Origin of the sequence: Marinobacter sp. R17, assembly GCF_003789045.1 — a bacterium.
Classification (GTDB): domain Bacteria; phylum Pseudomonadota; class Gammaproteobacteria; order Pseudomonadales; family Oleiphilaceae; genus Marinobacter_A; species Marinobacter_A mangrovi.
In genome coordinates this window covers 53618-78231 of record NZ_RHGZ01000024.1, presented here as the reverse complement: position 1 = coordinate 78231, position 24614 = coordinate 53618, and the positions used below count along the sequence as shown (strand labels likewise).

The window sequence follows — 24614 nt, the reverse complement described above, 5'->3', positions numbered from 1 at the left end:
CCACTTCGACCGGTTAGGCGTGCCGCGTCTCTCGTAAACCTCAACTTCTCGAACCGCCCGGTGCGGACCCGCTTGCCGGGTGGTGTGGGAGGGGCGGAGCCAGAAGGCTCCCCCCTATCCCGATATGTCTGGCCGTTACAGCTCCGCATTTTCTCGGCCGAACCGGGTTTTTCAGGTGCGTTCGAAGGCGATCAAATGGTCCGCCGCTACTCGCACGGGAACCGGTTCGCCCAGCCGAAAATCCAGATGGCTGCGGAACAGCGCTTCAAACTCCGTCTCGGCGGACAGCCGAAAGCGGTAGAGGGTCGAGGTGCCGGCAAACGTCTTCTCGATGACTTTGGGCTTCAACGGCGAGTCGGGGTCGTAGACGATATCGTCCGGGCGAATCAGGACATCCACCAGCGTCCCCGGAGGCCAGATGTAGGCCCGATTACCCCGGATCACGCCCAGTTCCGACTCTATGCTGTCCGGCCCCAATGACTTCCCCTTGATGAAGCCGCCCTGTCCGACAAAACCGGCCACGAAACGGTTGGCCGGCTCGTGATACAGGTTGTAGGGCACGTCCCACTGCTGGATGTGGCCGTCTTTCAGCACCGCCACCTGATCGCACATGGCAAAGGCTTCCTGCTGGTCGTGAGTGACCAGGATGGCGCTGATGCCGAGGGTTTTCAGGATATCCCGCACATCCAGGCTGAGGCGTCGTCGCAGGTCGGCGTCCAGGTTGGAAAAGGGTTCGTCCAGAAGGATCAGGGTGGGTTCCGGTGCCAGTGCCCGGGCCAGGGCGACTCGCTGCTGCTGGCCACCTGACAGGGCGTGGGGGTGTTCGTCGGCCAGGTCCTGCAGGTGCACCAGATCGAGCAGTTCCCGGACTTTCTGCTGGCGTTCCGCGCGATCCAGGCCCTTGAGGCCGAAGGCAATGTTGTCGGCGACGGTCAGGTGCGGAAACAATGCGTAATCCTGGAACACCATGCCGATGCGCCGTTTCTCCGGCGGGACCGCTTTGCCCGGTACGCTGATGATCTGTCCGGCCAGGCTGATGCGCCCCGACTGCAGTGGCAGAAAGCCGGCAATAGCGCGCAGGATGGTGCTCTTGCCGCAGCCGCTCGGACCCAGCAGGCAGCCGATATCGCCCTGGCCCAGGGACAGGCTGATCTGGCTCACCACCGGGTTGCCGCTGTAGCCGCAGGTCAGGTCGTCAACCTCGAGCAGCCAGCCCTCTTCCGGGCGGGGCGCTGACTGTGCGCTCAACTCAGGCACCCAGTATCAGGAACTCGAGCAGCGCCTTCTGGGCGTGCAGCCGGTTTTCGGCCTCATCCCAGACGATGGCGCTGGGATGGTCGAGCATGTCTTCGGATACTTCCTCGCCCCGATGGGCTGGCAGGCAATGCATGAACACCGCTTCCCGGTCGGCTTGTGCCATCAGGGCCGGGCTGACCTGGAAGGGGGCAAACGCCCGGGCCCGGGCCGCCTGTTCTTCTTCCTGGCCCATTGAGGCCCAGACGTCGGTGACGATCAGGTGGGCATCGCGTACCGCTTCCTCGGGCTCGCGAACGATGCTGACGCGGTCGGCGTTCTCTTCAAGCAGGGTGCGGTCGGGCTCGTAGCCCTCGGGACAGGCGATGTTCAGGTGGAAATCGAACTGTTGTGCGGCGTTGATGTAGGAGGCGCACATGTTGTTGCCGTCACCGATCCAGGCGACCGTGGCGCCCTTGATGCTGCCCCGGTGTTCGCGATACGCCTGCATATCGGCCAGCAGCTGGCAGGGGTGAAAGTCATCGGTCAGGGCGTTGATGACCGGTTTGGCGGACACGCTGGCAAAGCGCTCGATTTTTTCGTGCTCGAAGGTCCGGATCATGACGGCATCCGACATGCTGGAAATCACCCTGGCGGTGTCCTCGATGGGCTCGCCGCGACCTAGTTGGGTGTCGCGCGGGGACAGGAACAGGGCCGAGCCGCCCAGCTGCACCATACCGGCTTCGAAGGAAACGCGGGTACGGGTGGAGGATTTTTCGAAAATCATCGCGAGCACGCGGTTCTTCAGGGAGTCGCGCACGTCACCGGCACGCCAGCTCTTCTTCAGGGCAATGGCATTGTCGATGAGCTGGTCCAGTTCAGCGGGAGAAAAATCCAATAGGGTCAGAAAATGTCTAACGGCCATGCGTGTCATCCATACTTGGGAAAATCAGGGGGTTTTCGGAGGCTGGGGTTGCCCATGGCGCGGCAATTCACGGTCATCGCCAGCGTACAGGCGCAGGATACGGATAACCTGATCGATCATCGTATCGGCTTCGTCGTCAGTCAGGGTCAGCGGCGGCAGCAGGCGAATGACCCGATCGGCAGTGACGTTCAGCAGCAGTCCCTGGGTCTTGGCCAGCGGGACCAGTTCGGCGCAGGGGGACGTCAGTTCGATGCCGATCATCAAGCCCAGGCCGCGAATGTCACGGACATACTCTGCACCAGCGAAGGCGGCTTCCAGCCGCGAGCGCATGCGCTCGGCCAGTGACCGGGCCCGAGCCAGTAGATTGTCTTTTTCGAGGGTTTCGATCACCGCCATGGCCGCTGCACAGGCCAGTGGGTTGCCGCCGAAGGTGGAGCCATGGTGGCCGGGCTGGAAGGTCCGGGCGGCGTCTCCCCGTGCCAGGCAGGCGCCGATGGGGAAGCCGTTGCCCAGACCCTTGGCGAGCGTGACCACATCCGGCGTGACGCCGTAGGCCTGGTAGGCGAAATGGTGGCCGCTGCGCCCGTTGCCGGTCTGGATCTCGTCCAGCATCATCAGCCAGCCGTGATGGTCGCAGACTTCGCGAATGCCTTGCAGCCAGATCGGATCGGCCACATTGACACCCCCTTCGCCCTGGACTGGCTCCACCAGCACCGCCACCACATTCGGGTTGGAACGGGCGATGGCGTCGAAGGCGTCGAGGTCGTTGAACGGCGCCCGAACGAAGCCACTGACCAGCGGCTCAAAGCCGGCCTGGACCCTGCGGTTGCCGGTGGCTGTCAGGGTGGCCAGGGTGCGTCCGTGGAAAGAGCGATCCATGACGATGATCGCCGGCGAATGGATGCCGCGGTTGTGGCCATAAAGGCGGGCCAGTTTGATGGCGCACTCGTTGGCCTCGGCACCGGAATTGGCGAAGAAAACGCCGTCCATGCCAGAGATGTCGCACAGCTTGCGGGCGAGCGTTTGTTGGGTGGTACTGTGGAACAGGTTGGAGCAGTGCATCAGGCGCGTGGCCTGCTCCTGAATGGCTTGCGTGACCGCAGGATGCGCGTGGCCGAGACCGGTCACCGCAATACCGCAAAAGGTATCCAGGTACCGGTTGCCATCCTCGTCATAGAGCCACGGCCCCTGGCCGTGATCGAAAACGATTGGCAGTCGCCCGTAAGTGTTAAGCAGCGGCTGATCCGCCATAGCCTCTCCCCATCAAGGGTGTTCTGGATAAAGGCCCGCTGACACAGGATGAATCGGGTAACCGCTGAATGCCCGCGACCGCAGCCCAAGAAGGGCATCGACGGGGGTGATTCAGGGAATTCCTGGGCTCAAAGAAATAGAAAACGCCGGCAAGCGGTCGGTCCGCGCCGGTAAGCTGAGCGTACAGGAACTGTGATCAGAGAGCCTGCTATAAAGCAGGCAAGACATAGTATCGGTAATTCCGGATGTTGACAATGCAAGCCTGCAGCCCGATATCACAGAGCGGTGGCCCGCATGGCCAGGGTTTTTGCAGCCGTGTACAATGGCGCTAATCCAATGAACGGTGATTCCCGGCGATCGCCGGCAAGACCACGAGGTAGATTCTGACTATGGATATTAACGAAACCATCAAGAGCCAACTCCAGGACAACCCGATTATCCTGTACATGAAGGGCTCTCCCCAGCAGCCGCAGTGCGGCTTCTCGGCGCGCACCGTGCAGGCGCTGATGGCCTGTGGCGAGCGGTTTGCGTACGTGAATATCCTCGACAACCAGGAGTTGCGCGAGGCGCTGAAGGTCTACTCCAACTGGCCGACTTACCCGCAGCTCTACATCAACGGTGAGCTGGTTGGCGGCTGCGATATCGTGCTGGAAATGTCCGAGAACGGCGAGCTGGCCGAAATGGTGAAAGCCGCCTCTGCCAAGCAGGAAGACGCCGAAGGCTGATCAGGGGCTGCGTGGCGAGAAGCGTAGTTCCACCTGAAATCGAAAACCCTGATCCCGAGCCGATTCCGGCGGTTCGGGGTAGGGGCTCGCCGCGAGAGCGCTCTGCACCGCGGCCCTGTCCAACTCCCGCTTCCCGGAACTTTCGATGGTTTCAACCTGCCTGAGTGTCCCGTTGTCCATCAGGACCAGTTCCAGTCGCACCGTGCGTATCCGTTTGAGCTCGTGAATGGAGCGGACGGGCCGGTGGTCCAGTTCCTCGCTGATATGCTGCCAGAGCAGGGCCACGTAGGGATCCTGTTCCACCTTTTGCTGGGTAATCTGCGCATGCTTATCGGGTGTGACCGGTTGCCGTGCCGTCTCAGGTGCGCTGGCTCCACTTTCCTGGCTGGCCACTGATGCCGGGCTGGCGGCGCTCGCGCGTGCGTTGTGGGTGCTACTTTGTGTCTGTTGAGTCGACGCTGGCGCTACCGTGTGTGTCGGCTGGCGGTTGGCTGTCGATTCGGGTTGCGTCTCAGCACGTGGCTGCTTGCCTTGCCGGGTGACAATGGGCTCCCTGGTTTCCCGGGGCGGTTTCGATGGCTGTTCAGTGGATGTGGACGCCGTTTGCGCCGCCGAAGCACTGTGGGCGCTCGCCTGGCTGGCTTTGCTGGGCGTGTCGCCGGGGGCAAGCAGGGTGAAGTGAATGGCCGCGGGTGGTTCGTCGGGTTGCTGGCGTAGCCAATGGACTACCGCGGCCAGAATCAGGGTATGGAGCAGGAGAGCCAGTGACAGCGTCAGGGCCAGTCGGGCAGACACCGGCTGGGCATTGGATTGACCGCGCAACGGCATGGCGCTCCTGCATCAACGAACAACTGCAGGGGACACTATCCTATCCGGTATTGCGCCGCAAGCTGCCAACCACCGCATCGAGAGCCCGGTCAATCAATGCGCCCTGTTCGAGTACCGTTAACCGTCCGCGACGCATTTCATGGGCCAGGTCGATGCGGGTTTTCTCGATGACTTTCAGGCCCATCCGGTTCACGAAGACAAAGCAGTCCGCCTCTTCGATGATCGCGGAGAGTTTACAGCGGAACCGGGCTCCGTTGACCAGATTGAATTCCACCCAGTGACCGATGTCGATCGCATCGATTTTGCTGACGTACTCGGCCGTGGCGGCGTCTTCGATTTCCTGCTGACGCTGGATCGCTGTCGGCGCGCCGTCGGCATCGGTCTCCGGCTCTTCTGCTCTGGCCGGGGTTGGCGGCACGTTGCTGGCGCTGCTTTCCTGGGCCTCGGCCAGGGCATGGGCCCGGAAGGCTTCGGTCAGTTCGTGCTTGAGGTCCCGCATCATGGTGTCGAGGCCCGCGGAATTGTAGGACACTTCCTCCAGTCCGGCGCGCAATGATTTGAGCAGCCCGGGCACGACGCGCACCCATTGATCCCGCTCTTCATCTTCGAGATGCGGGTGCAGACACCAGATCAGATCATCGACCACACGCACCGACTGGTTCCAGCGATGCTCCACATCATCGCGGAGATAGGCCAGGAACATGACGCGGCTCCAGCCGTTGGTCAGGATGTTGTGGATCGTATCAGGAACCTGATGTTTGTTCAGGCGCTCCTGGAGCAGGTTGTCCACGGTCTCCTGGGCTTTCTGTGACTTGATGCGACCCCGCTCGGACTCTCGGGTACGCTGTTCCACCAGCGTCGCTTTGCGGTTTTCCTTGGCCAGGAACTGGTCGAACTCTTCATTCAGCTGTTCGAACAGGCTGATGTCTCCGTCAAATTCGTTCAGGATGCGCAGCACGATGTTATGAATCTGTTCGTAAAGTTTGTCCCGGGTCTTCTCATCGCTTTCGCTCCAGCCGATACCGGCACGAGCGAGAGAGTTGAGCAGTTTGCGGGCTGGATGCGTGGCTCGGCTGAAGAAGCTCTTATCCTTGATGACGACTTTTAGAATCGGGATTTGCAGGCGACTGATGAGCACCTGTATCGGCGCCGACAGGTTGTAGTCGTCCAGGATAAATTCAAACAGCATGGAGACGAGGTTGATCAGATCCTCGTCACTTTCGTTGAGGGCTGCCGGTTTGCCGTCGCTGGTCTTTTGCTGCTGTAGCAGGTTTTCGACGATGGAGTGCAGGTCAACAACGACCGGCTCGCCGCGGCTCAGGTTGTCGCTTGCCTGGACGTCCGCGGATTGTGGTAGCTGTGTCAGGATCTGATAGAGCTCGGCACCGCCCAGCACATGGACATTCGGGTTGGCTGAACGCGGTTGGCCGCCGTGGCTGCGCTGCTGGGCCAGCAGGTCACGAATTTGCTCGAAGATTGCTGCGCCGCGGTCGACGCCCTCGATTTCCGACTCGGCCGACGGTGCGGGCGCTGTTTTCTCGGCGCCGCTGTCAGCCGGCTTCTGGGCCGTCTGACTGGTCTTGCCGTGATAGCGGAAATTGGGGATCACGCCTGCCTGGATCAGGATCCGGTTGGCTTCGTCCAGCAGCATGCCCAGGTTGGACACGACGTAACGATCGAATTGTTTGAGGACGATCAGGCGCTCCCGAATCTGGATCTCCAGTGCCTGGGCCGCCTCAACAAAGGCGCTGCACAGGTGCTCGGGCGCCATCGGATTGACGGGGTCATCGTCCGTGGCGTTGGGATAGACCGAGCTGAAACGGGTCTGAAGCTGGAGCAGGGGGCCCTGAAAGTAAGCGCGCGCCTTGGAAATCATGGCGTTCATCGCCACCTGTTCTTCCAGTTCGTCGTTCTGGACCAGGGACAGGGTATCGGCGGTCGTGGCGCTGTGATCGACCACTTCCGGCGCGGCGCTCCGCGGCGGTGTCACAAACAGTTGGCCGACGGCGGACTGGAAATGTTTCTCGACGCCTTTGCGCTTGATGCGGATTTCCCGCATCGCTTCGAAGTAGCGATTTTGCTCGTTGTTGCTGCGTGCGTTGTTGGCCAGCTCGAAAAGGGAGTCGTCCACGGCGTCGAAGGCGCCCTGCAGCAGGTCACCCAGACCGGCCACGACGGTATCCCGTATCTTGCTGATTTCCTTGGGCAAGCCAGCAGTGCTCCCCGGGCCCTTGTGCTCGTGGAGATAATGTATGCCGGACTGCTTGTTCATGGCCAACTCCTTGCTACGCCTCAACCGGATACATGACCGAGCGGAACTTTCCTTATCGTTATCATTATTCTGGCACTGGGTGCCTGTACGGTGTAATTCGGAATCGCTATCACTTCATGCACGTTCTTTGAGAATAAACACAAACCCTCTCAAAGTGTATGGACGTGCTGAGACATTAACAAAATATAACATCACAACGACGATCAGACCGCCCTGAAGCAGGGGCAGTCCGGGCCATTGTGGATGCCTTTCGTCGCTCAAATCCGGTGCGCTTCCATGCCCGGTGCGCCATGTTGCCGGCTTGGAAGGCTGTCCGGCGACACAGCATGGGTTCAGTGTCCGAGTGGGCGTTCGAGCGGTCAAGCAAACGCTTAAATTTTAATCGTTCAAAAACGGTCTTTCTTATGCGTTAGCGAGCTAATGGGGCCTGGATGATCAGGCGCGTTGCTTCTGTCGGCGCAAGGGTGGGTGGACCGTCGCCGCCTTGACCACGTTATCCTTGATCTGCAGGACCTCGATGCGAATGCCTTTGACCGTGAGGCAGACGTTGTTCTCCGGGATGGTTTCCAGGGTTTCCGTGATCAGGCCGTTCAGGGTTTTGGGGCCATCGGTCGGCAATTTCCAGCCAAGGGTCTTGTTGATGGTGCGGATGTGGGCCGAGCCATCAATGATGTAGGTGCCGTCGTCCTGCGGAATCAGATCGGGGCTGGTGGCGGCGTAATCGGTGGTGAAGTCTCCAACGATTTCCTCAAGGATGTCTTCCAGCGTGGCGATACCCAGCACATCGCCGTACTCGTCCACCACCACGCCAATGCGCCGCTTGGCCTTCTGAAAGTTGATCAGCTGCAGGTGCAGCGGGGTGCTCTCGGGAATGAAGTAGGGCTCCCGGCACAATTGCATCAGCATGGCCTTGTTGATGTCGTCCTGCATCAGCAGTTTGGACAGGTTGCGCAGGTGCAGCATGCCCTGAATGTTATTGATGTCGCCCTTGAAAACCGGCAGGCGCGTGTGCTGACTGCTGCGCATCTGGCGCAGAATGGTTTCCAGATCGTCGTCCAGATCGATGCCCACCACTTCGTTGCGCGGCACCATGATGTCGTTCACCGTCACCTTTTCCAGGTCCAGGATGCTGACCAGCATGTCCTTGTGCTTGCGCGGAATCAGCGCGCCGGCTTCGTTGACCAGGGTGCGCAGTTCTTCACGACTGAGGTGGTCGCTGGAAGCGTCTTTGGCAGAGATTCGAAGAAGTCTCAGGATGGCGCCGGTGAACAGGTTAACCAGCCACACGAACGGGTAGAGGATCTTCAGTAGCGGCCGGAGCACATAGCTTGCCGGGAAGGCGATGCGCTCCGGGAAGAGGGCGGCAAGCGTCTTTGGGGTGACTTCCGCAAAAATCAGGATAACCACGGTCAGCAATACGGTAGCGATGGCGATCCCGGCATCGCCCCAAAGACGGATGGCGATGACCGTCGCAATCGACGATGCGAAAATGTTGACGAAGTTGTTGCCGATCAGGATGACCCCGATCAGATGGTCCGTCCGCTGCAAAAGCTTGTTGGCAAGCTTGGCGCCGCGGTGTCCGGTCTTGGCCAGGTGCTTCAGGCGGTATCGGTTGAGCGTCATCATGCCGGTTTCCGAACTGGAGAAAAACGCGGACATGACGATGAGGGCGGCGAGGAGGATGAACAGCGCCGAAAGCGGTGCCTCGTTCAAGCAGGGGGATCCTTTTATTGCTGACGATAAGAAAGGTGAAGATAGGAAGTTGCGGCGCGGAGTGTCAAGCGTTGTGCTGTGTCATTACGCCGCTCGTGCCGATCATTGCTGGTGGAAGATGAACGCCAGGGCGAATTTGCTGCCGTAGTAGCTGATCATCAGCAGCGCGCAGCCGGCCAGGGTCCAGCGACTGGCTGTCTGACCGCGCCAGCCCTGGGTGTAGTGGCCGATCAGTAGTCCGGTGAAGACAAACCAGGACATGATCGAGAACAGGCTTTTATGGGCCAGGTTCTGGTCGAACATGTTGTGAATGAACAGGGCCCCGGTAATGATGGCGAGGGTCAACACGATGACGCCGGCCCAGAGCAGTTCGAACAGCAGCGATTCCATGGTCAGTAGCGGCGGTAGGTTACGGATCAGCAGGCTGTTATAGTTCCGCTTGAGTTGACGGTTCTGCAAGTTGACCAGAAAGGCCTGGATGGCTGCCAGGGTGAACAGGCTGTAGGCGGTGATCGCCAGTGCGATATGTGCCAGCATGCCCCAGTTGCTTTGTGACACGTAATGCGGCGGCGAGTGGAACAGCAACATGAAGACGACGGTCAGCGCGGCCAGGGGGTAGGCGGCCAGGAACAGGATCTGCATCGGCTTGCGGCTGTTGAGAATCAGCAACAGCAGTACCACAAACCAGGATATGAGCAGGGAGGCCGGAAACAGACCCATATTAATGGTGCTGGTTTCCGGGATGCGATCCCAGATCAGGGCGCCGTGGCTGACCAGGGCCAGTACGCCGATTAATGACGTCAGGCCGCGATTGGGCTTGATCCTTCCGCGGAAGACGAGGGTCTGCATGGCAGTGCCCACGCTATAAAGGAAGAGTGTCGTGACCGCGAGGATGAGGGTGCCCATGGCGTGTTCTGGTTAGTCCGTTTATCGTTGGCTGGTTCGTCTGAGAGCGACAGTCTGGTTATAATGTGCCGATTGTGCAACTGGAATCAATCTTTGACGGCCCGCAACATGCTGTAAATCGGGCCTGTTTCGTATTCATGCGCTATTCACAGAGAATGCCGAGTCACCATGTTTGAGAATCTTACCGATCGCCTGTCAGGTAGCCTGCGCAAAATCCAGGGCAAGGCGAAGCTGACTGATGACAATATAAAGGACACCCTGCGCGAAGTGCGCAAAGCGCTGCTGGAAGCCGACGTGGCCCTGCCGGTGGTGAAGGACTTCATTGCGGACGTGCGTCGCCGTGCCGTGGGGACCGAGGTCAAGCGAAGCCTGACACCGGGCCAGGTGTTCATCAAAGTGGTCCAGGACGAGCTGGTCCGGGTCATGGGCTCGGCCAACGAAGACCTCAACCTCGCCACCCAGCCGCCGGCCGTGGTCATGATGGCGGGCCTGCAGGGTGCCGGTAAAACCACCACCGTGGCCAAGCTGGCGCGTCATCTTCAGGAGCGTCGCAAGAAGTCGGTGATGGTCGTCAGCGCCGATATCTATCGCCCGGCCGCCATCCAGCAGCTGGAAACGCTGGCCGGGGAAGTGGAGGCTGAATTCTTCCCCAGTTCCACCGACCAGGATCCGGTTGCCATTGCCGAGGGCGCGATCGATGCGGCCCGCAAAAAACACATTGATGTTGTGATTCTGGATACCGCCGGTCGTCTGCACGTGGATGAGCAGATGATGGGTGAGATCGGTCGTCTGCAGAAAGCGGTCAAGCCAGTCGAAACCCTGTTCGTGGTCGATGCCATGACCGGTCAGGATGCGGCCAACACGGCCAAAGCGTTCAACGACGCGCTGGAGCTGACCGGTGTCGTGCTGACCAAGACCGATGGCGATGCCCGTGGCGGTGCTGCGCTGTCCGTGCGTCACATTACCGGCAAGCCGGTGAAGTTCTTGGGTGTCGGCGAAAAGACCGAGGCGCTGGAATCGTTCCATCCGGATCGGGTGGCGTCACGCATCCTGGGGATGGGCGACGTGCTGTCGCTGATCGAGGAGGCGGAGCGCAAGATCGACAAGGCGAAGGCGGACAAGCTCACCCGCAAGATCAAGAAGGGTAAGAGCTTCGACTTGGAAGATTTCCGCGATCAGCTGCAGCAGATGAAGAGCATGGGCGGCGTCGGTGGTCTGCTCGACAAGCTGCCTGGCATGGGCAACATGGCCCAGATGGCAGAGCAGCAGGTGAACGACAAGAGCATGGGGCAGCTGGAAGCCATTATCTGCTCCATGACGTCGAAAGAACGGCGCAACCCCGATGTTATCAATAACTCCCGCAAGCGCCGCATCGCGACGGGTTCCGGTACGCAGATTCAGGACGTCAATCGACTGCTCAAGCAGCACAAGCAGATGTCCAAGATGATGAAGAAGCTCGGCAAGAAAGGCGGTATGGCCAACATGATGCGCGGCATGCAGGGCATGATGCCGCCGGGTGGCGGTGGCGGCGGGATGCCGCCGTTCGGTCGCTGATATCGCTTTGCCGATGAGCCGGATCGCGCCTCCGTGAAAACCACGATCCGATCCGGCGAAAAAGGCAGCGTTTAGCTGTTTTCATTGGCCGGGAATTAGCATAGAATAGCGCCCCTTTCGAGTATGGGTCTTCGCGCCATGGGCTGATATTGCCGGCGCGAACAGGACAACGTTCGTATCAACAGAACAGGATATTGGTCGAAATGGTAACTATCCGTTTGGCTCGTGGTGGCTCCAAGAAGCGCCCGTTCTACCATCTGACAGTCACTGACAGCCGTAACGCACGTAACGGTCGTTTCATTGAGCGTGTCGGTTTCTTTAACCCGGTTGCCCGCGGTGGCGAAGAGCGTCTGCGTGTTAACCAGGAGCGCGTTCAGCACTGGGTTGGCCAGGGTGCGCAAACCAGCGATCGCGTTGCCAAGCTTCTGAAGGAAGCGGCAGCACAGTAATTCGCTGGCATTACGTTTTACGAACCGGGGCTTATGTATGGCAGAACAATCGCAGGAAACTGTGATCGGCCGCATTACCTCGGTTTTCGGGGTCAAGGGATGGGTGAAAGTCTATTCCTATACGGATCCCATGGAAGGCATCCTCAATTACCGTCACTGGCATGCAATCCAGGCGGGAAAACGGATCAGCCTTGAAGTAGCCGAAGGCAAACGCCATGGGCCCGGCATTGTTGTCCGGCTCAAGGGTGTCGACGATCGGGAAGTTGCCCGGTCGTACTGTGGTCTCGATATCACCGTCCCGCTGGACGAGTTGCCGGACCTTCCGGCCGGTGAATACTACTGGCATCAATTGGAAGGGCTGCGCGTCGAGACGCCCGGTGGCGAGTGCCTGGGCGCGGTCAAGAATCTGATGGAAACCGGCGCCAACGACGTTATCGTCGTGCGGCCGACCAAAGATTCGATCGACAACCGGGAACGGTTGATACCGTATCTGCCTGACCAGGTCGTCCAGCGGATCGATCTGGACTCGGGATTGCTGGTTGCGGATTGGGACCCGGAGTTCTGATCGGTGTGGATCGGCGCAGTCAGTCTGTTTCCGGATATGTTCGATGCCGTGCTGGAATACGGTGTGACCGGCCGTGCGGTTCGTGATGGGCTGCTGACGGTGGAGCGCTGGAATCCACGGGATTTCACGCACGACCGTCACCGGACGGTTGATGATCGCCCCTACGGTGGCGGCCCGGGCATGTTGATGAAAATCCAGCCCTTGCGGGACGCCATCCACGCTGCAAAAGCGGCGGCGGGCGGTGATGCAACGGTGGTTTACTTGTCGCCCCAGGGCGAGCCGCTCAACCAGACGTTGGTTGAAGAGCTTGCGGGCGCCGAGCGACTGGTTCTTGTCGCCGGGCGCTACGAGGGGGTCGACGAGCGTTTGATCTCGGAAGAGGTCGATCGCGAAGTGTCCCTGGGGGATTTTGTCCTGTCCGGGGGAGAGCTGGCTGCAATGGCCGTGATTGATGCGGTAACCCGCTTCATTCCGGGTGCACTGGGCCATGCGCAGTCGGCAGAACAGGACTCGTTTGCCGATGGATTGTTGGACTGTCCGCATTACACCCGTCCCGAGGTTTATGAGGGGCAGCGGGTGCCGGAGGTCCTCCTTGGCGGGCATCACGAGCAGATCCGGCGCTGGCGGCTGAAACAGTCGCTGAAGCGGACCTGGGAGAGGCGCCCCGATTTGCTGGAAAATCGGCAGCTTTCCGATGAAGAGCGAGAGCTGCTGGAGCAGGCTTTGAACGAACCGGGTGCCTCTGGGTCATCAGGGCATTGATTGATTGGGTATTCAGGAGTTAACGATGAGCGGCAAGAACAACATCATCAGTCAGATTGAAACGGAGCAGATGACCCGGGAAATCCCGGAGTTTGGTCCGGGCGACACCGTCGTGGTTCAGGTCCGTGTGACCGAAGGTAACCGTGAGCGTCTGCAGGCTTTCGAAGGCGTGGTTATCGGCAAGCGCAATCGCGGCCTCAACTCGTCCTTCACCGTACGTAAGGTGTCTTACGGCGTCGGTGTTGAGCGTACTTTCCAGACGTTCAGTAAGCTGATCGACAGCGTTTCCGTGAAGCGTCGCGGTGACGTGCGTCAGGCCAAGCTGTACTACCTGCGCGAACTGTCTGGCAAGGCAGCACGCATCAAGGAAAAGCTCAACTAAGAGTCACTGCCCTTTTGGCGTGATTGTTGTGAGCAATGAAAAGGCAGCCTTGCGGGGCTGCCTTTTTGCGTTTCGGGGTGGCTGTCCATGACGACGTGTCGTGAAGAAAATCAGGCGTTGATGCGGCGTTTCAATGATGCGCTCTGGCTTGAGTTCGGTCTGGGGGAGCGGACCCGTGAGGCCTACCTGGGGGATCTGACCCGGTTGTCGCTGTGGCTGGATCAGCAGCCGGACCAGCCGTTGTTGCGGGACGCCAGCCGGATCAACCTGCTGGCCTGGATCTCGGAGGGCATGGCTGCGGGAACGCGGGCCTCGACGGCGGCCCGTCGCCTGTCCGGGCTGCGCCGCTTCTATCGGTTCCTGTTGCGAGAAGGGGTCATCGCTGAAGATCCCACCCTCCGGATCGACAGCCCGAACCAGCCCAAGCGTCTGCCGGATACCCTGTCGGAGCAGGATGTGGAGCAGCTATTGGCCGAGCCCGACCCGACCGTACCGATCGAACTGCGTGACCGTGCGATGCTGGAAATTCTCTACGGTTGCGGATTGCGCGTGTCCGAACTGGTCAATCTCGCGGTGGACCAGGTGAATCTGCGCCAGGGCGTGGTCCGGATCACCGGTAAGGGGGATAAGGAGCGGCTGGTGCCGATGGGGGAGGAGGCGCTCGACTGGCTCTCCCGTTATATGCGGGAAGCGCGGGGCGAGCTCTTGCGGCAGCGGCCGGCCGATGCCCTGTTTCCCGGAAATCGCGCCCAGGCCATGACCCGCCAGACCTTCTGGCACCGGATCAAACTGTACGCCCGTCGCGCCGGTATTAATAAGAAGCTCTCGCCCCATACCCTGCGCCATGCGTTTGCGACTCACTTGCTGAACCACGGTGCCGATCTGCGGGTAGTGCAGATGCTACTGGGGCATGCCGACCTTTCCACCACCCAAATCTATACCCACGTGGCCCGTCAACGACTGCAGGAGCTGCACGGCGAACATCATCCCCGCGGTTGATCGTCTAAACGAGACTGGTGCCCCGAACTTTCAGCGGGTATTGTTGTCCACGACTTCGATGTGCCAATGACCTTTAAAGAGGCTTCATGAGACAGTTTATTCAGGGCCGTATTCTGGCGGCCTGCTTGTTTGCACTGGCCGGCCTGGCCACTGCCCCCGTTGCCCTGGCGGCAGACAAGACCGCCTCCGGCGATGTGGAAGCGGCGATTACCCAGCGTCTTGAAACCGCTATCCCGGGGCTTCAGGTCCAGGGTGTGGCGCCATCGGACATTGATGGCTTCTACGCGGTGTCCACGAACAATCCGGACATGATCTACTCGACCGCAGACGGTCAGTATTTCTTCGTGGGCGATCTCTATCACGTGAGTCAGCAGGGCGGCCTCGACAACGTAACGGAGAAGTCCCGGGCTCAGAGCCGTGCCAAGCTTATCGCCGATGTGGATCGGGACGAGATGATCAACTTCTCGCCCAAGGGGCAGGCCAAGGCCAATATCTATGTGTTCACGGATATCGACTGCCCTTACTGCCGCAAGCTGCATAAAGACGTTCCCCGCCTCAACGAATTGGGGATAGCCGTGCATTACCTGGGGTATCCGCGGACCGGGCCCAACACGCCGTCGTTCCGCAAGTACGTTTCGGTCTGGTGCTCGGACGACCCCAAGGCCGCCATGGATGATGCCAAGGCGGGCAATGCCGTGCCCTCGAAAACCTGCGACAACCCGGTCCTCGAACAGTATCGGCTGGGCGGCGAAGTCGGCGTGACCGGAACCCCCGCCATTGTGCTTGAAGACGGCCGCATGGTACGTGGCTACGTTCCGCCCGATCAGCTGGCGAAGGGTCTGGGCATCCTCTGACCCCGGCCCCATCCCGACGGAATCACAGGATAACGCCGCGAGCGTTTTTTTCAGGCGCCAATCGTTATAAACTGCCGCGCTGGGACCGCGTTTGTGTCGTGGTCCCCTGTGCAATTCATCTGGATCAGGGGTGTAAGCTTGAAAGAGGTCAGAGTCGGAATCTGCGGACTGGGAACCGTCGGTGGCGGTACTTACAACGTGCTGACGCGCAATGCGGAGCTGATTGCCGGTCGGGCAGGGAGTCCGATTCGAATTAGTCGCGTGGCGTCCCGCAGGCGCCGTGACGACATTGACCTGGGCGACATTCCTTTCAGCAACGACATCTTCGAGATCACCAAAGCGGATGATGTCGACATCGTGGTTGAGCTGATTGGCGGCTACGACGTGGCTCGGGAACTGGTTCTCGCCGCCATAGAAAACGGCAAGCATGTGGTGACAGCCAACAAGGCGCTGATCGCCGTCCACGGCAACGAGATTTTTGAGGCCGCGGCCAAGCGTGGCGTGATCGTCGCCTATGAAGCCGGTGTCGCCGGCGGTATTCCGGTCATCAAGGCGGTGCGTGAAGGCATGGCCGGGAACCGCATCGACTGGATTGCCGGCATCATCAACGGTACCGGCAACTACATCCTGACCGAGATGCGGGCCGGACGAGCGTTCGACGAAGTCCTGCGCGAAGCTCAGGACAAAGGCTACGCCGAAGCCGATCCTACCTTCGACGTGGAAGGCATCGACGCGGCGCACAAGCTTACCATCCTGGCCTCGGCCGGATTCGGTGTGCCGCTGCAGTTTGAGCGCGCCTACACCGAAGGGATTTCCCGTATCACCCCGTATGACATCGCCCACGCCGAATTGCTGGGTTACCGCATCAAGCACCTGGGCATCGCCCGTCGCCGCGAGAATGGCATCGAATTACGGGTTCACCCGACACTGGTGCCCCAGAGCCACCTGATTGCCCAGGTCGACGGCGTTCTGAATGCCGTGCTGGTCGACGGCGATGCCGTTGGCCAGACCATGTACTACGGTCCGGGTGCCGGCGACGAAGCCACCGCCTCGGCGGTGATTGCCGATATCGTCGACGTGGCCCGCAGCGTTGCCGCCGAAAGCCAGCAGCGTGTGCCTTACCTGGGCTTCGAGCCCAGCGCCCTGGAAAACCTCGACGTGCTGCCGATGGAAGATATCCAGTCCGCCTACTACCTGCGGATCCAGGCGCTCGACCGCCCGGGTGTGCTGGCGAAAGTCGCTTCCGTTCTCAGCGAGCATGGCATCAACATCGAGTCGATCATGCAGAAGGAATCCGAGCTGGAAGAGGGCAAGATTCCGGTGATTATCCTCACCCACACGGTGCAGGAGCGGCAGATCAACCGCGCCATTGAAGAGCTGGAAGCCCTGACCGACATCCAGGAAAAAGTGGTTCGTATCCGGGCTGAAAACTTCAACTGAGACAGCGCTGCTGTCCATTGGTAATCCGGGTGGCCGGCCGGGCGCCGCCACCCCAGACAGGATTTGATCGTGAGATATATCAGTACGCGCGGTAGCGCGCCTTCCCTGGGGTTTGAAGATGTTCTGCTGACCGGTCTGGCCACCGATGGTGGCCTCTACGTGCCGGAGTCCCTGCCCAAGTTCAGCCTGGAAGAAATCCGCAGTTGGCGGGGGCTGTCGTACAGCGAACTGGCCTTCAAGGTGATGTTCCCGTTCGTTGAGGAGGCCATTCCCGCAGACGATTTCCGGGCGATGCTCGACGACACCTACAGCCAGTTCGCCCACAAGGCGGTCGCGCCGCTGGTGCAACTGGACAGCAATGAATGGGTGATGGAGCTGTTCCGCGGTCCGACCCTGGCGTTCAAGGATTTTGCCCTGCAGCTGCTGGGCCGCTTGCTGGATTATGTGCTGGAAAAGCGCAAGCAGCACGTGGTCATTATGGGCGCTACATCCGGCGATACCGGTTCTGCGGCCATTGAGGGCTGTCGCCGTTGCGAGCACGTGGACATCTTCATCCTTCACCCTTATCAGCGGGTGTCCGAAGTGCAGCGTCGCCAGATGACGACCGTGCAGGGCGACAACATCCACAACCTCGCGGTGAAAGGCAACTTCGACGACTGCCAGCGCATGGTCAAGGCCAGCTTTGGCGACCAGTCTTTCCTCAATGGCAAGACCCAGCTGGTGGCGGTCAACTCGATCAACTGGGCGCGGATTATGGCCCAGATCGTCTACTACTTTCAGGCGTCGCTGGCGCTGGGCGGTCCGGATCGCAGCATGGCGTTCTCGGTGCCCACCGGTAACTTCGGCGATATCTTTGCCGGCTATCTGGCGCGTGAGATGGGGCTGCCGATCAGCCAGCTGGTGATCGCGACCAACCAGAACGACATCCTGCACCGGTTCATGAGCGGCAACCGCTATGAACAGCAGCAGCTGGAGCACACCCTGTCGCCCAGTATGGACATCATGGTCTCCAGCAACTTCGAGCGACTGCTGTTCGATCTGCACGGTCGTGACGGGGATGCGGTGCGTGACCTGCTGGAGCGGTCCCAGCAAGGGCCGGTCAGCATCGAGGATTACCGCTGGAAGAACGCGCGCAAGCTGTTCGACAGTGCCGCCGTGGACGATACCGGCACCTGCGATACCATCCGCGACGTCTTCGAGACCAACGAATACCTGCTGGATCCGCACACAGCGATCGGCGTGAAGGCCGCCCGGACTTGCCGGCGCGATCCTGCCGTGCCGATGATCACGCTGGGAACCGCGCATCCGGCCAAATTCCCGGACGCGGTCAAACAATCGGGCGTAGGGGTGACACCCGAGTTGCCCCAGCATCTCGCGGATCTGTTCGATCGGGAGGAGCGTTACACCGTACTGGAGGATGACCTGGGCGCCGTCCAGAGCTTCATCGCTTCCCACTGGAAACACGCCTGATCGTTGTGCGGCCCCGTCGGGGCCGCATTGCATTCAACTGTCTGAAAAAACATTATGACGCCACGCAAAATCGTCCGGCGTCCCCTGCCGGACCAGCCAGCCGACTGGGGCCATGCCCTGCCACCCCTGCTCAAGCGACTCTATATGGCGCGCGGAGTCCGGTCCGAAGCCGAGTTGAGCTACACCCTGCGGGAGCTGGCGTCGCCGTTTGACCTGCGCGGCATCGGTCGGGCGGTCACGCTGATTGCCGAGGCCATTCGGGAAAAACAGCGCATCCTGATCCTGGGGGATTTCGACGCGGATGGCGCCACCAGTACGACGGTCGCCATGCTGGGACTCCAGATGATGGGCGCCGTTTCCCTGGATTTTCGGGTGCCCAGCCGGTTTTCCGACGGGTATGGCCTGACGCCGGGCATTATCGAGCGCCTGGAAGAAGAGGGCGCACTGCCGGATCTGTTGATTACCGTAGACAACGGCATCGCGGCGGTCGATGGCGTGGCGGCAGCCGTGCAGCGGGGCACCCGGGTGGTGGTCACCGATCACCACTTGCCCGGCGACGAACTGCCGAATGCGGATGCCATCGTCAACCCTAACCAGAAGGGCTGTCCTTTCCTGAGCAAGAACGCCGCCGGCGTTGGCGTCATGTTCTATGTGCTGACCGCCTTGCGGCGTCATCTGGCGGAACAGGGCATGCTTGAAGGCAAGGGGCCGAACCTGGGGTGTCTGCTGGATCTGGTCGCCCTTGGCACGGTCGCTGACGTGGTACCGCTGGACCACAACAACCGTATTTTCGTCGAGCAGGGACTGCGCCGGATCCGCCAGGGCGAAGCACGGCCTGGTATCCTGGCGTTGCTAGATGTGGCGGGCCGGGATCATACCCAGATCAGCGCGACGGATCTGGGCTTCGTGGTGGGCCCTCGGCTGAATGCGGCAGGCCGGCTGGATGATATGAGCCTGGGCATCGCCTGCCTGCTGGCGGACTCCCGGGACGAAGCGCGTCGCCTGGCCACCGAACTCGACCAGATGAACCGTGAGCGCCGCACTATCGAGTCCGGCATGAAAGAGCAGGCCCAAGAGCTGCTGGCATCGCTCTCGCTGGACATCGACGGTCTGCCCTGGGGGCTGGCGCTGTACGATCCGGACTGGCACCAGGGTGTCATCGGTATCCTGGCCGCGCGCATCCGCGAGCAGACCCATCGACCGGTGATTGCCTTTGCCCCGGATGACGGCGGCGAGTTACTGAAAGGATCGGCGCGCTCGATCCCCGGCTTGCACATCCGCGATGTGCTGGCGGCGGTGGACGCCCGCCATCCGGGCCTGCTGAAAAAGTTTGGTGGCCATGCCATGGCGGCCGGTATGTCGATTGGCGCCGACCAGTTGGATGCTTTCTCGGCGGCGTTTGACGGGGTGGTTCGCGAAGCCATCACGGCCGACGCGCTGGAGGCGTCGATCACCACCGACGGCACGCTGGCGCCGCATGAGCTGAACCTGGATACGGCCTACACGCTGAAACGCTCGGGGCCGTGGGGGCAGCATTTCCCGGAGCCGGCATTCGATGGTGAGTTTGAAGTCATCAACCAGCGGATTGTGGGCGAGAAGCATCTCAAGATGGTGCTGCGTCCCCAGGGCGGTGGCGATGTGATCGACGGCATTGCGTTCAATACCGGCGCCGACGTGCCCGACTTCACCCGAACCGGCGCCCGCATCGTCTACAAGCCGGACGCCAACACCTTCCGCGGGCGCACACAGCTGCAGCTGCTGGTGGACTACATCGAGCCGGCTGATTTCGCGGCGGAAGTCCGGTAAAATGCCCGGCTGGCCGGAGCCTCCGGCCATGTATCCGATTTATTCTTTTCGTCAAATGGATGCTACATGGAAATCAATCCGATACTGAATACCATCAAGGATCTCCGGGAGCGCACTGAAGCGCTTAGGGGGTATCTTTGACTACGATCAGCGGAGTGAACGACTGGTCGAAGTAGAGCGCGAACTGGAGAACCCCGCTGTGTGGGAGGATCCGGAACGGGCCCAGAACCTGGGCAAGGAGCGCGCCAACCTGGAGCTGATCGTCACGACGATCGACAAGCTCACCACCGGGCTGGCCGATGCCGAGGATCTGATCCAGATGGCCGCCGAGGAAGAGGACGAGCAGGCGGGTGCCGATGTCCAGGCGGATCTGGCGGAGCTGGACAAAGACCTGGAAAAGCTCGAATTCCGCCGCATGTTTTCCGGCGAGATGGACGAGAACAACGCCTACCTGGACATCCAGGCCGGCTCCGGCGGTACGGAAGCCCAGGACTGGGCCAACATGCTGCTGCGCATGTTCCTGCGCTGGGCCGAGCGCCGGGGGTTCAAGGCGGACATCGTCGAGCTGCAGGAAGGGGAAGTGGCCGGTATCAAGAGTGCCACCATCCACATCCAGGGCGAGTACGCGTACGGCTGGCTGCGGACGGAAACCGGCGTGCATCGCCTGGTGCGCAAGTCCCCGTTCGACTCCGGCAATCGCCGTCACACGTCGTTCTCCTCGGTCTTCGTATCGCCGGAAGTGGACGACAGCTTCGAGATCGAGATCAATCCGGCGGATCTGCGGGTCGACGTCTACCGCGCCTCCGGGGCCGGTGGTCAGCACGTTAACCGGACCGAGTCCGCGGTTCGTCTGACGCACTTGCCGACCAATACGGTGGTGGCCTGTCAGGCCGGCCGTTCCCAGCACCAGAACAAAGACCAGGCCATGAAACAGCTCAAGGCCAAACTGTTCGAGCTGGAAATGCAGAAGCGCAACGCCGAGAAGCAGAAGCAGGAAGACGCCAAGTCCGACATCGGCTGGGGCAGCCAGATTCGCTCCTACGTCCTCGACGACAGCCGGGTCAAGGACCTGCGCACCAAGGTGGAAACCAGCAACACCCAGGCCGTGCTGGACGGTGACATCGACAAATTCATCGAAGCCAGCCTGAAAATGGCCCTTTAAACTGCAAACCAACCGCGGTCCCGGCGGCGTCATCCGCCGGGCCTGAACACGCTAGCGAGAGATCATGACCGACCAGACCCCCAACGCCGTAACGCAGGACGACAACAAGCTCATTGCCGAGCGTCGTGCCAAGCTGGCCGAATTGCGCGAGCAGGGCAACGCCTTCCCCAACGATTTCCGACGTGACAGCACGGCGGCGGAATTGCAGAAGGCCTACGGCGATAAATCGAAGGAAGAGCTGGAAGAGCTGGGTCTGGAAGTGGCCATCGCAGGCCGCCTGATGCTTGATCGCAAGGCGTTCAAGGTGGTCCAGGATGTGAGTGGCCGGATTCAGGTCTACGCCTCCAAGGACGTGCAGAAGGACACCAAACACTGGGATCTGGGCGATGTCATCGGGGTTCGCGGCAAACTGTGCAAATCCGGCAAGGGCGATCTGTACGTGATGATGGATGAGTACAAGCTGCTCACCAAGTCCCTGCGCCCGCTGCCTGAAAAGCACAAGGGCCTGACCGACACCGAGATGCGCTATCGCCAGCGCTACGTCGACCTGATGGTCAACGAGGATTCGCGCCGCGTGTTCGAGGCCCGCTCGAAGATCATCAACAGCATCCGCAACTACTTCGCCGAGCGTGACTTCATCGAGGTGGAAACGCCGATGCTGCAGGCCATTCCCGGTGGTGCCACCGCGCGTCCGTTCATTACCCATCACAATGCGCTGGGCATGGATATGTACCTGCGCATTGCACCTGAACTCTATCTCAAGCGCCTGGTGGTGGGCGGTTTCGAGCGGGTGTTCGAGATCAATCGCAACTTCCGTAACGAGGGGCTCTCGACCCGGCACAACCCCGAGTTCACCATGCTGGAGTTCTACCAGGCGTACGCGGACTATAACGACCTGATGGATCACACCGAGGCCATGCTGCGGCAAGCGACTGAGAAAGTCCTCCAGACCACGACCGTCACCAACACCCGGCTGCTGGCCGACGGCGAGACCGAAACCGTGGAATACGATTTCGGCAAGCCTTTCGAGCGCCTGACCGTGTTCGATTCCATCCTGCGGTTTAATCCGGACATCAAGGCCGAAGACCTGGCGGATGCCGACGCGGCCCGGCGCATCGCGTCGGACATGGGTATTCCACTGAAGGAAGGTTGGGGGCTCGGCAAGGTCCAGATCGAGATCTTCGAGAAGACCGTCGAGCATCGCCTGATGCAGCCCACGTTCATCACCGAGTACCCGACGGAAGTGTCTCCACTGGCCCGCCGCAAGGATGCCAACCCGTTCGTCACCGAGCGTTTCGAGTTCTTCGTCGGTGGTCGCGAGATCGCCAACGGCTTCTCGGAGTTGAACGACGCCGAGGACCAGGCCGAGCGTTTCCGTGAACAGGTGGCGGAGAAAGAGGCTGGCGACGACGAAGCCATGTTCTACGACGAGGATTACGTCGCCGCCCTGGAATACGGCCTGCCGCCGACGGCGGGCGAAGGGATTGGCATCGACCGGCTGACCATGCTGCTGACCGATTCGCCGTCCATTCGGGACGTGATTCTGTTCCCGGCGATGCGTCCGGAAAAGGCCTGAGTCCATGCATCCGGCGGCCGAAGCCCTGCGGCAGCAGCTCAAGCCCGATCGCGGCTGGCTCGAACGTCTCGGTAACGAGTTCGAGCAGCCGTACCTGCAAACGCTGGCTGATTTCCTGGCCCAGGAAGAGCAGGCGGGCAAGACGCTGTTTCCAGCCCGTCAGCATTGTTTCAACGCACTGAATTCGACCCCTTTCGACAAGGTGTCGGTGGTCATTCTCGGGCAGGATCCCTATCACGGTCTGGGGCAGGCCCATGGTCTGTGCTTCAGTGTGCGACCGGGCGTCAAAACGCCGCCGTCACTGGTCAATATTTTCAAGGAAATCCAGGCGGAACTGGGCATCGATCCACCGGATCACGGCTGTTTGCAGCCCTGGGCCGATCAGGGGGTGTTGTTGCTCAATGCCGTACTGACCGTGGTGCAGGGCCAGGCGGGCGCCCATCAGGGCAAGGGCTGGGAGCACTTCACCGACCGCGTGATCGAGCACATCAATGCCGAGCGTGAAGGCGTGGTGTTTCTGCTTTGGGGCAGCTATGCCCAGAAGAAGGGGCGGATCATCGATCGGAACCGGCACCTCGTCCTGCAGGGGCCGCATCCGTCTCCACTGAGCGCGCATCGGGGCTTCTTTGGTTGCGGTCATTTCCGTCAGACCAACGAGTGGCTGGTGGAAAAGGGGCGGGCGCCCATCGACTGGGGCTTGCCCAATCAGGAAGAGCTGATCGCGCGATACAAAAAAGGCCGGTGAATCACCGGCCTTTTTTGCGTTTGGCGTCTGTACCCGTTTACTGGAGCAGCGCCATCGCCGCTTCCATTTCGGCGTTCAGGTCTTCTTCCTGGCTCATATCGATGTTCGGGTCCAGGCCCAGCCGCTCGAACGCGGGAATGGTGTTCCAGTCCAGCTCCGTGAACGGGTGCTCGGTGCCGGCGACCAGCTGCAGGTTGGCGATCATCACCAGATCGGCGTAATCGGCCTTGGGTACGACACGCTGGAAGTCGGTGAAATCGGCCGGGACGGTCTGGAGTTCCGTCGGGAAATCCCACTTCTTGAGAATGCGCTGGCCGATATCGGCGTGCAATTCTTCAATGACCTTGTCCAGCATGATGCTGCTGATCTGAACTTCGTTGTCTTCCACATAACGCAGGATCGGCAGCACGCCGATCAGGTGTACCAGGCCAGCCAGAGTCGCCTGGTCCGGCTTGAGGCGCGTGTAGTGCTGGGCCAGGACATGGCAGATGCCGGCCACTTCGGTACTGGTTTGCCAGGTGGCCCGCAGGCGCTTGTCGATCATGTCGGAAGTGGCCTGGAACATCTGTTCCATCGCCAGACCCATGGCCAGGTTGCTGGTGTAGGCCATGCCCAGACGGCTGACCGCCATGGTCAGGTTTTCGATCTGCCGGGAACCCCGGAACAGCGGGCTGTTGCAGACCCGGATCAGGCGGGCCGAGAGGGCGGTGTCGTTACTGATGACCTTGACCAGGTCCTGTATGGAAGAGTCCTCTGCCTCTGCGATTTCCCGGACCTGGAGGGCCACTTCGGGCAGGGTCGGCAGGACCAGCTTGTCGCTCTCGATCGCCGCGGTCAGATCGTCTTTAAGGGTTTCCGAAATCGTCGCCATAGTGAGATGTTCCATCCATCGGTGACTGGCATGAAAAACAGGGCTTAATGTGCAGTTATAGCAAATAAATCCAGCCGCAGCCGTCACAAAACGTATCTGCAAGGGCGACGCAACGGCCGGTTGTTG

General features: G+C 60.7%; 22 protein-coding genes. 14 read left to right on the top strand and 8 right to left on the bottom strand.

What is annotated here, in order from left to right; genetic code table 11:
* Positions 1–171: 171 nt before the first annotated feature.
* From EB809_RS16090 to EB809_RS16080, 3 genes are read right to left on the bottom strand one after another with little or no spacing between them, the layout of a single operon-like run.
* Positions 172–1248: an ABC transporter ATP-binding protein gene (locus tag EB809_RS16090; RefSeq protein WP_123635855.1), complete on the bottom strand. Its 1077-nt coding sequence runs from the start codon at positions 1246–1248 to the stop codon at positions 172–174.
* Between the two features lies 1 nt (position 1249).
* On the bottom strand, positions 1250–2158 hold the full coding sequence (gene argF, locus EB809_RS16085) for an ornithine carbamoyltransferase (RefSeq protein WP_123635854.1): 909 nt from the start codon (positions 2156–2158) through the stop codon (positions 1250–1252).
* Positions 2159–2182: 24 nt separating this feature from the next.
* Complete coding sequence (locus EB809_RS16080; RefSeq protein WP_123635853.1) at positions 2183–3409, bottom strand: aspartate aminotransferase family protein; 1227 nt, start codon at positions 3407–3409, stop codon at positions 2183–2185.
* 389 nt (positions 3410–3798) lie between these two features.
* Between EB809_RS16080 and grxD the strand changes: the two genes are divergently transcribed.
* On the top strand, positions 3799–4134 hold the full coding sequence (grxD, locus tag EB809_RS16075; RefSeq protein ID WP_123635852.1) for a Grx4 family monothiol glutaredoxin: 336 nt from the start codon (positions 3799–3801) through the stop codon (positions 4132–4134).
* Here the strand turns inward: grxD and EB809_RS16070 are convergent, their stop codons facing one another.
* The 4 genes from EB809_RS16070 to EB809_RS16055 all read right to left on the bottom strand — a co-directional run bounded on the left by EB809_RS16070 (position 4135) and on the right by EB809_RS16055 (position 9853).
* A complete protein-coding gene (locus EB809_RS16070; protein WP_123635851.1) occupies positions 4135–4962 on the bottom strand; it encodes an energy transducer TonB in 828 nt (275 codons plus the stop codon).
* A 40-nt stretch (positions 4963–5002) separates the two neighbouring features.
* Positions 5003–7234 (bottom strand): DUF1631 domain-containing protein, encoded by a 2232-nt coding sequence (locus tag EB809_RS16065; RefSeq protein ID WP_123635850.1) that lies wholly within the window; start codon positions 7232–7234, stop codon positions 5003–5005.
* Positions 7235–7669: 435 nt separating this feature from the next.
* On the bottom strand, positions 7670–8947 hold the full coding sequence (locus EB809_RS16060) for an HlyC/CorC family transporter (RefSeq protein ID WP_123635849.1): 1278 nt from the start codon (positions 8945–8947) through the stop codon (positions 7670–7672).
* Positions 8948–9049: 102 nt separating this feature from the next.
* Positions 9050–9853, bottom strand: coding sequence for an inner membrane protein YpjD (locus EB809_RS16055; RefSeq protein ID WP_123635848.1), 804 nt, complete (start codon positions 9851–9853; stop codon positions 9050–9052).
* A gap of 168 nt (positions 9854–10021) precedes the next feature.
* Here EB809_RS16055 and ffh point away from each other — a divergent pair, with 168 nt between their 5' ends.
* From ffh to ung, 13 genes are all read left to right on the top strand, one after another.
* A complete protein-coding gene (gene ffh, locus EB809_RS16050; protein ID WP_123635847.1) occupies positions 10022–11407 on the top strand; it encodes a signal recognition particle protein in 1386 nt (461 codons plus the stop codon).
* 203 nt (positions 11408–11610) lie between these two features.
* Complete coding sequence (rpsP, locus tag EB809_RS16045; RefSeq protein WP_123635846.1) at positions 11611–11856, top strand: 30S ribosomal protein S16; 246 nt, start codon at positions 11611–11613, stop codon at positions 11854–11856.
* A 37-nt stretch (positions 11857–11893) separates the two neighbouring features.
* The gene (gene rimM / locus EB809_RS16040; RefSeq protein WP_123635845.1) at positions 11894–12421 is read left to right on the top strand and encodes a ribosome maturation factor RimM; all 528 of its coding nucleotides are present in this window, start codon (positions 11894–11896) and stop codon (positions 12419–12421) included.
* 3 nt (positions 12422–12424) lie between these two features.
* Positions 12425–13183 carry a tRNA (guanosine(37)-N1)-methyltransferase TrmD gene (gene trmD / locus EB809_RS16035; protein ID WP_123635844.1) on the top strand — a complete coding sequence of 253 codons (759 nt, stop codon included), beginning with the start codon at positions 12425–12427 and terminating at the stop codon, positions 13181–13183.
* A gap of 25 nt (positions 13184–13208) precedes the next feature.
* Positions 13209–13565: a 50S ribosomal protein L19 gene (rplS, locus tag EB809_RS16030; protein ID WP_123635843.1), complete on the top strand. Its 357-nt coding sequence runs from the start codon at positions 13209–13211 to the stop codon at positions 13563–13565.
* Positions 13566–13652: 87 nt separating this feature from the next.
* On the top strand, positions 13653–14564 hold the full coding sequence (gene xerD / locus EB809_RS16025) for a site-specific tyrosine recombinase XerD (protein ID WP_123635842.1): 912 nt from the start codon (positions 13653–13655) through the stop codon (positions 14562–14564).
* Positions 14565–14650: 86 nt separating this feature from the next.
* The gene (locus EB809_RS16020) at positions 14651–15418 is read left to right on the top strand and encodes a DsbC family protein (protein ID WP_123635841.1); all 768 of its coding nucleotides are present in this window, start codon (positions 14651–14653) and stop codon (positions 15416–15418) included.
* Between the two features lie 138 nt (positions 15419–15556).
* A complete protein-coding gene (locus EB809_RS16015; RefSeq protein ID WP_123635840.1) occupies positions 15557–16858 on the top strand; it encodes a homoserine dehydrogenase in 1302 nt (433 codons plus the stop codon).
* 69 nt (positions 16859–16927) lie between these two features.
* A complete protein-coding gene (gene thrC, locus EB809_RS16010; protein WP_123635839.1) occupies positions 16928–18328 on the top strand; it encodes a threonine synthase in 1401 nt (466 codons plus the stop codon).
* 54 nt (positions 18329–18382) lie between these two features.
* Positions 18383–20134 (top strand): single-stranded-DNA-specific exonuclease RecJ, encoded by a 1752-nt coding sequence (gene recJ, locus EB809_RS16005; protein WP_123635838.1) that lies wholly within the window; start codon positions 18383–18385, stop codon positions 20132–20134.
* Between the two features lie 66 nt (positions 20135–20200).
* Positions 20201–21296 (top strand): peptide chain release factor 2 gene (gene prfB, locus EB809_RS16000; RefSeq protein WP_123635837.1). Its coding sequence is split into 2 segments (ribosomal slippage): positions 20201–20263 and positions 20265–21296, totalling 1095 coding nucleotides; the frame shifts between segments, so codons are not numbered across the junction.
* Positions 21297–21360: 64 nt separating this feature from the next.
* Positions 21361–22872 (top strand): lysine--tRNA ligase, encoded by a 1512-nt coding sequence (lysS, locus tag EB809_RS15995; RefSeq protein ID WP_123635836.1) that lies wholly within the window; start codon positions 21361–21363, stop codon positions 22870–22872.
* Between the two features lie 4 nt (positions 22873–22876).
* Positions 22877–23617, top strand: a complete 741-nt coding sequence (gene ung / locus EB809_RS15990) for a uracil-DNA glycosylase (RefSeq protein WP_123635835.1) — start codon at positions 22877–22879, stop codon at positions 23615–23617.
* A 37-nt stretch (positions 23618–23654) separates the two neighbouring features.
* Here the strand turns inward: ung and EB809_RS15985 are convergent, their stop codons facing one another.
* Complete coding sequence (locus EB809_RS15985) at positions 23655–24488, bottom strand: HDOD domain-containing protein (protein WP_123635834.1); 834 nt, start codon at positions 24486–24488, stop codon at positions 23655–23657.
* Between the last annotated feature and the right edge of the window lie 126 nt (positions 24489–24614).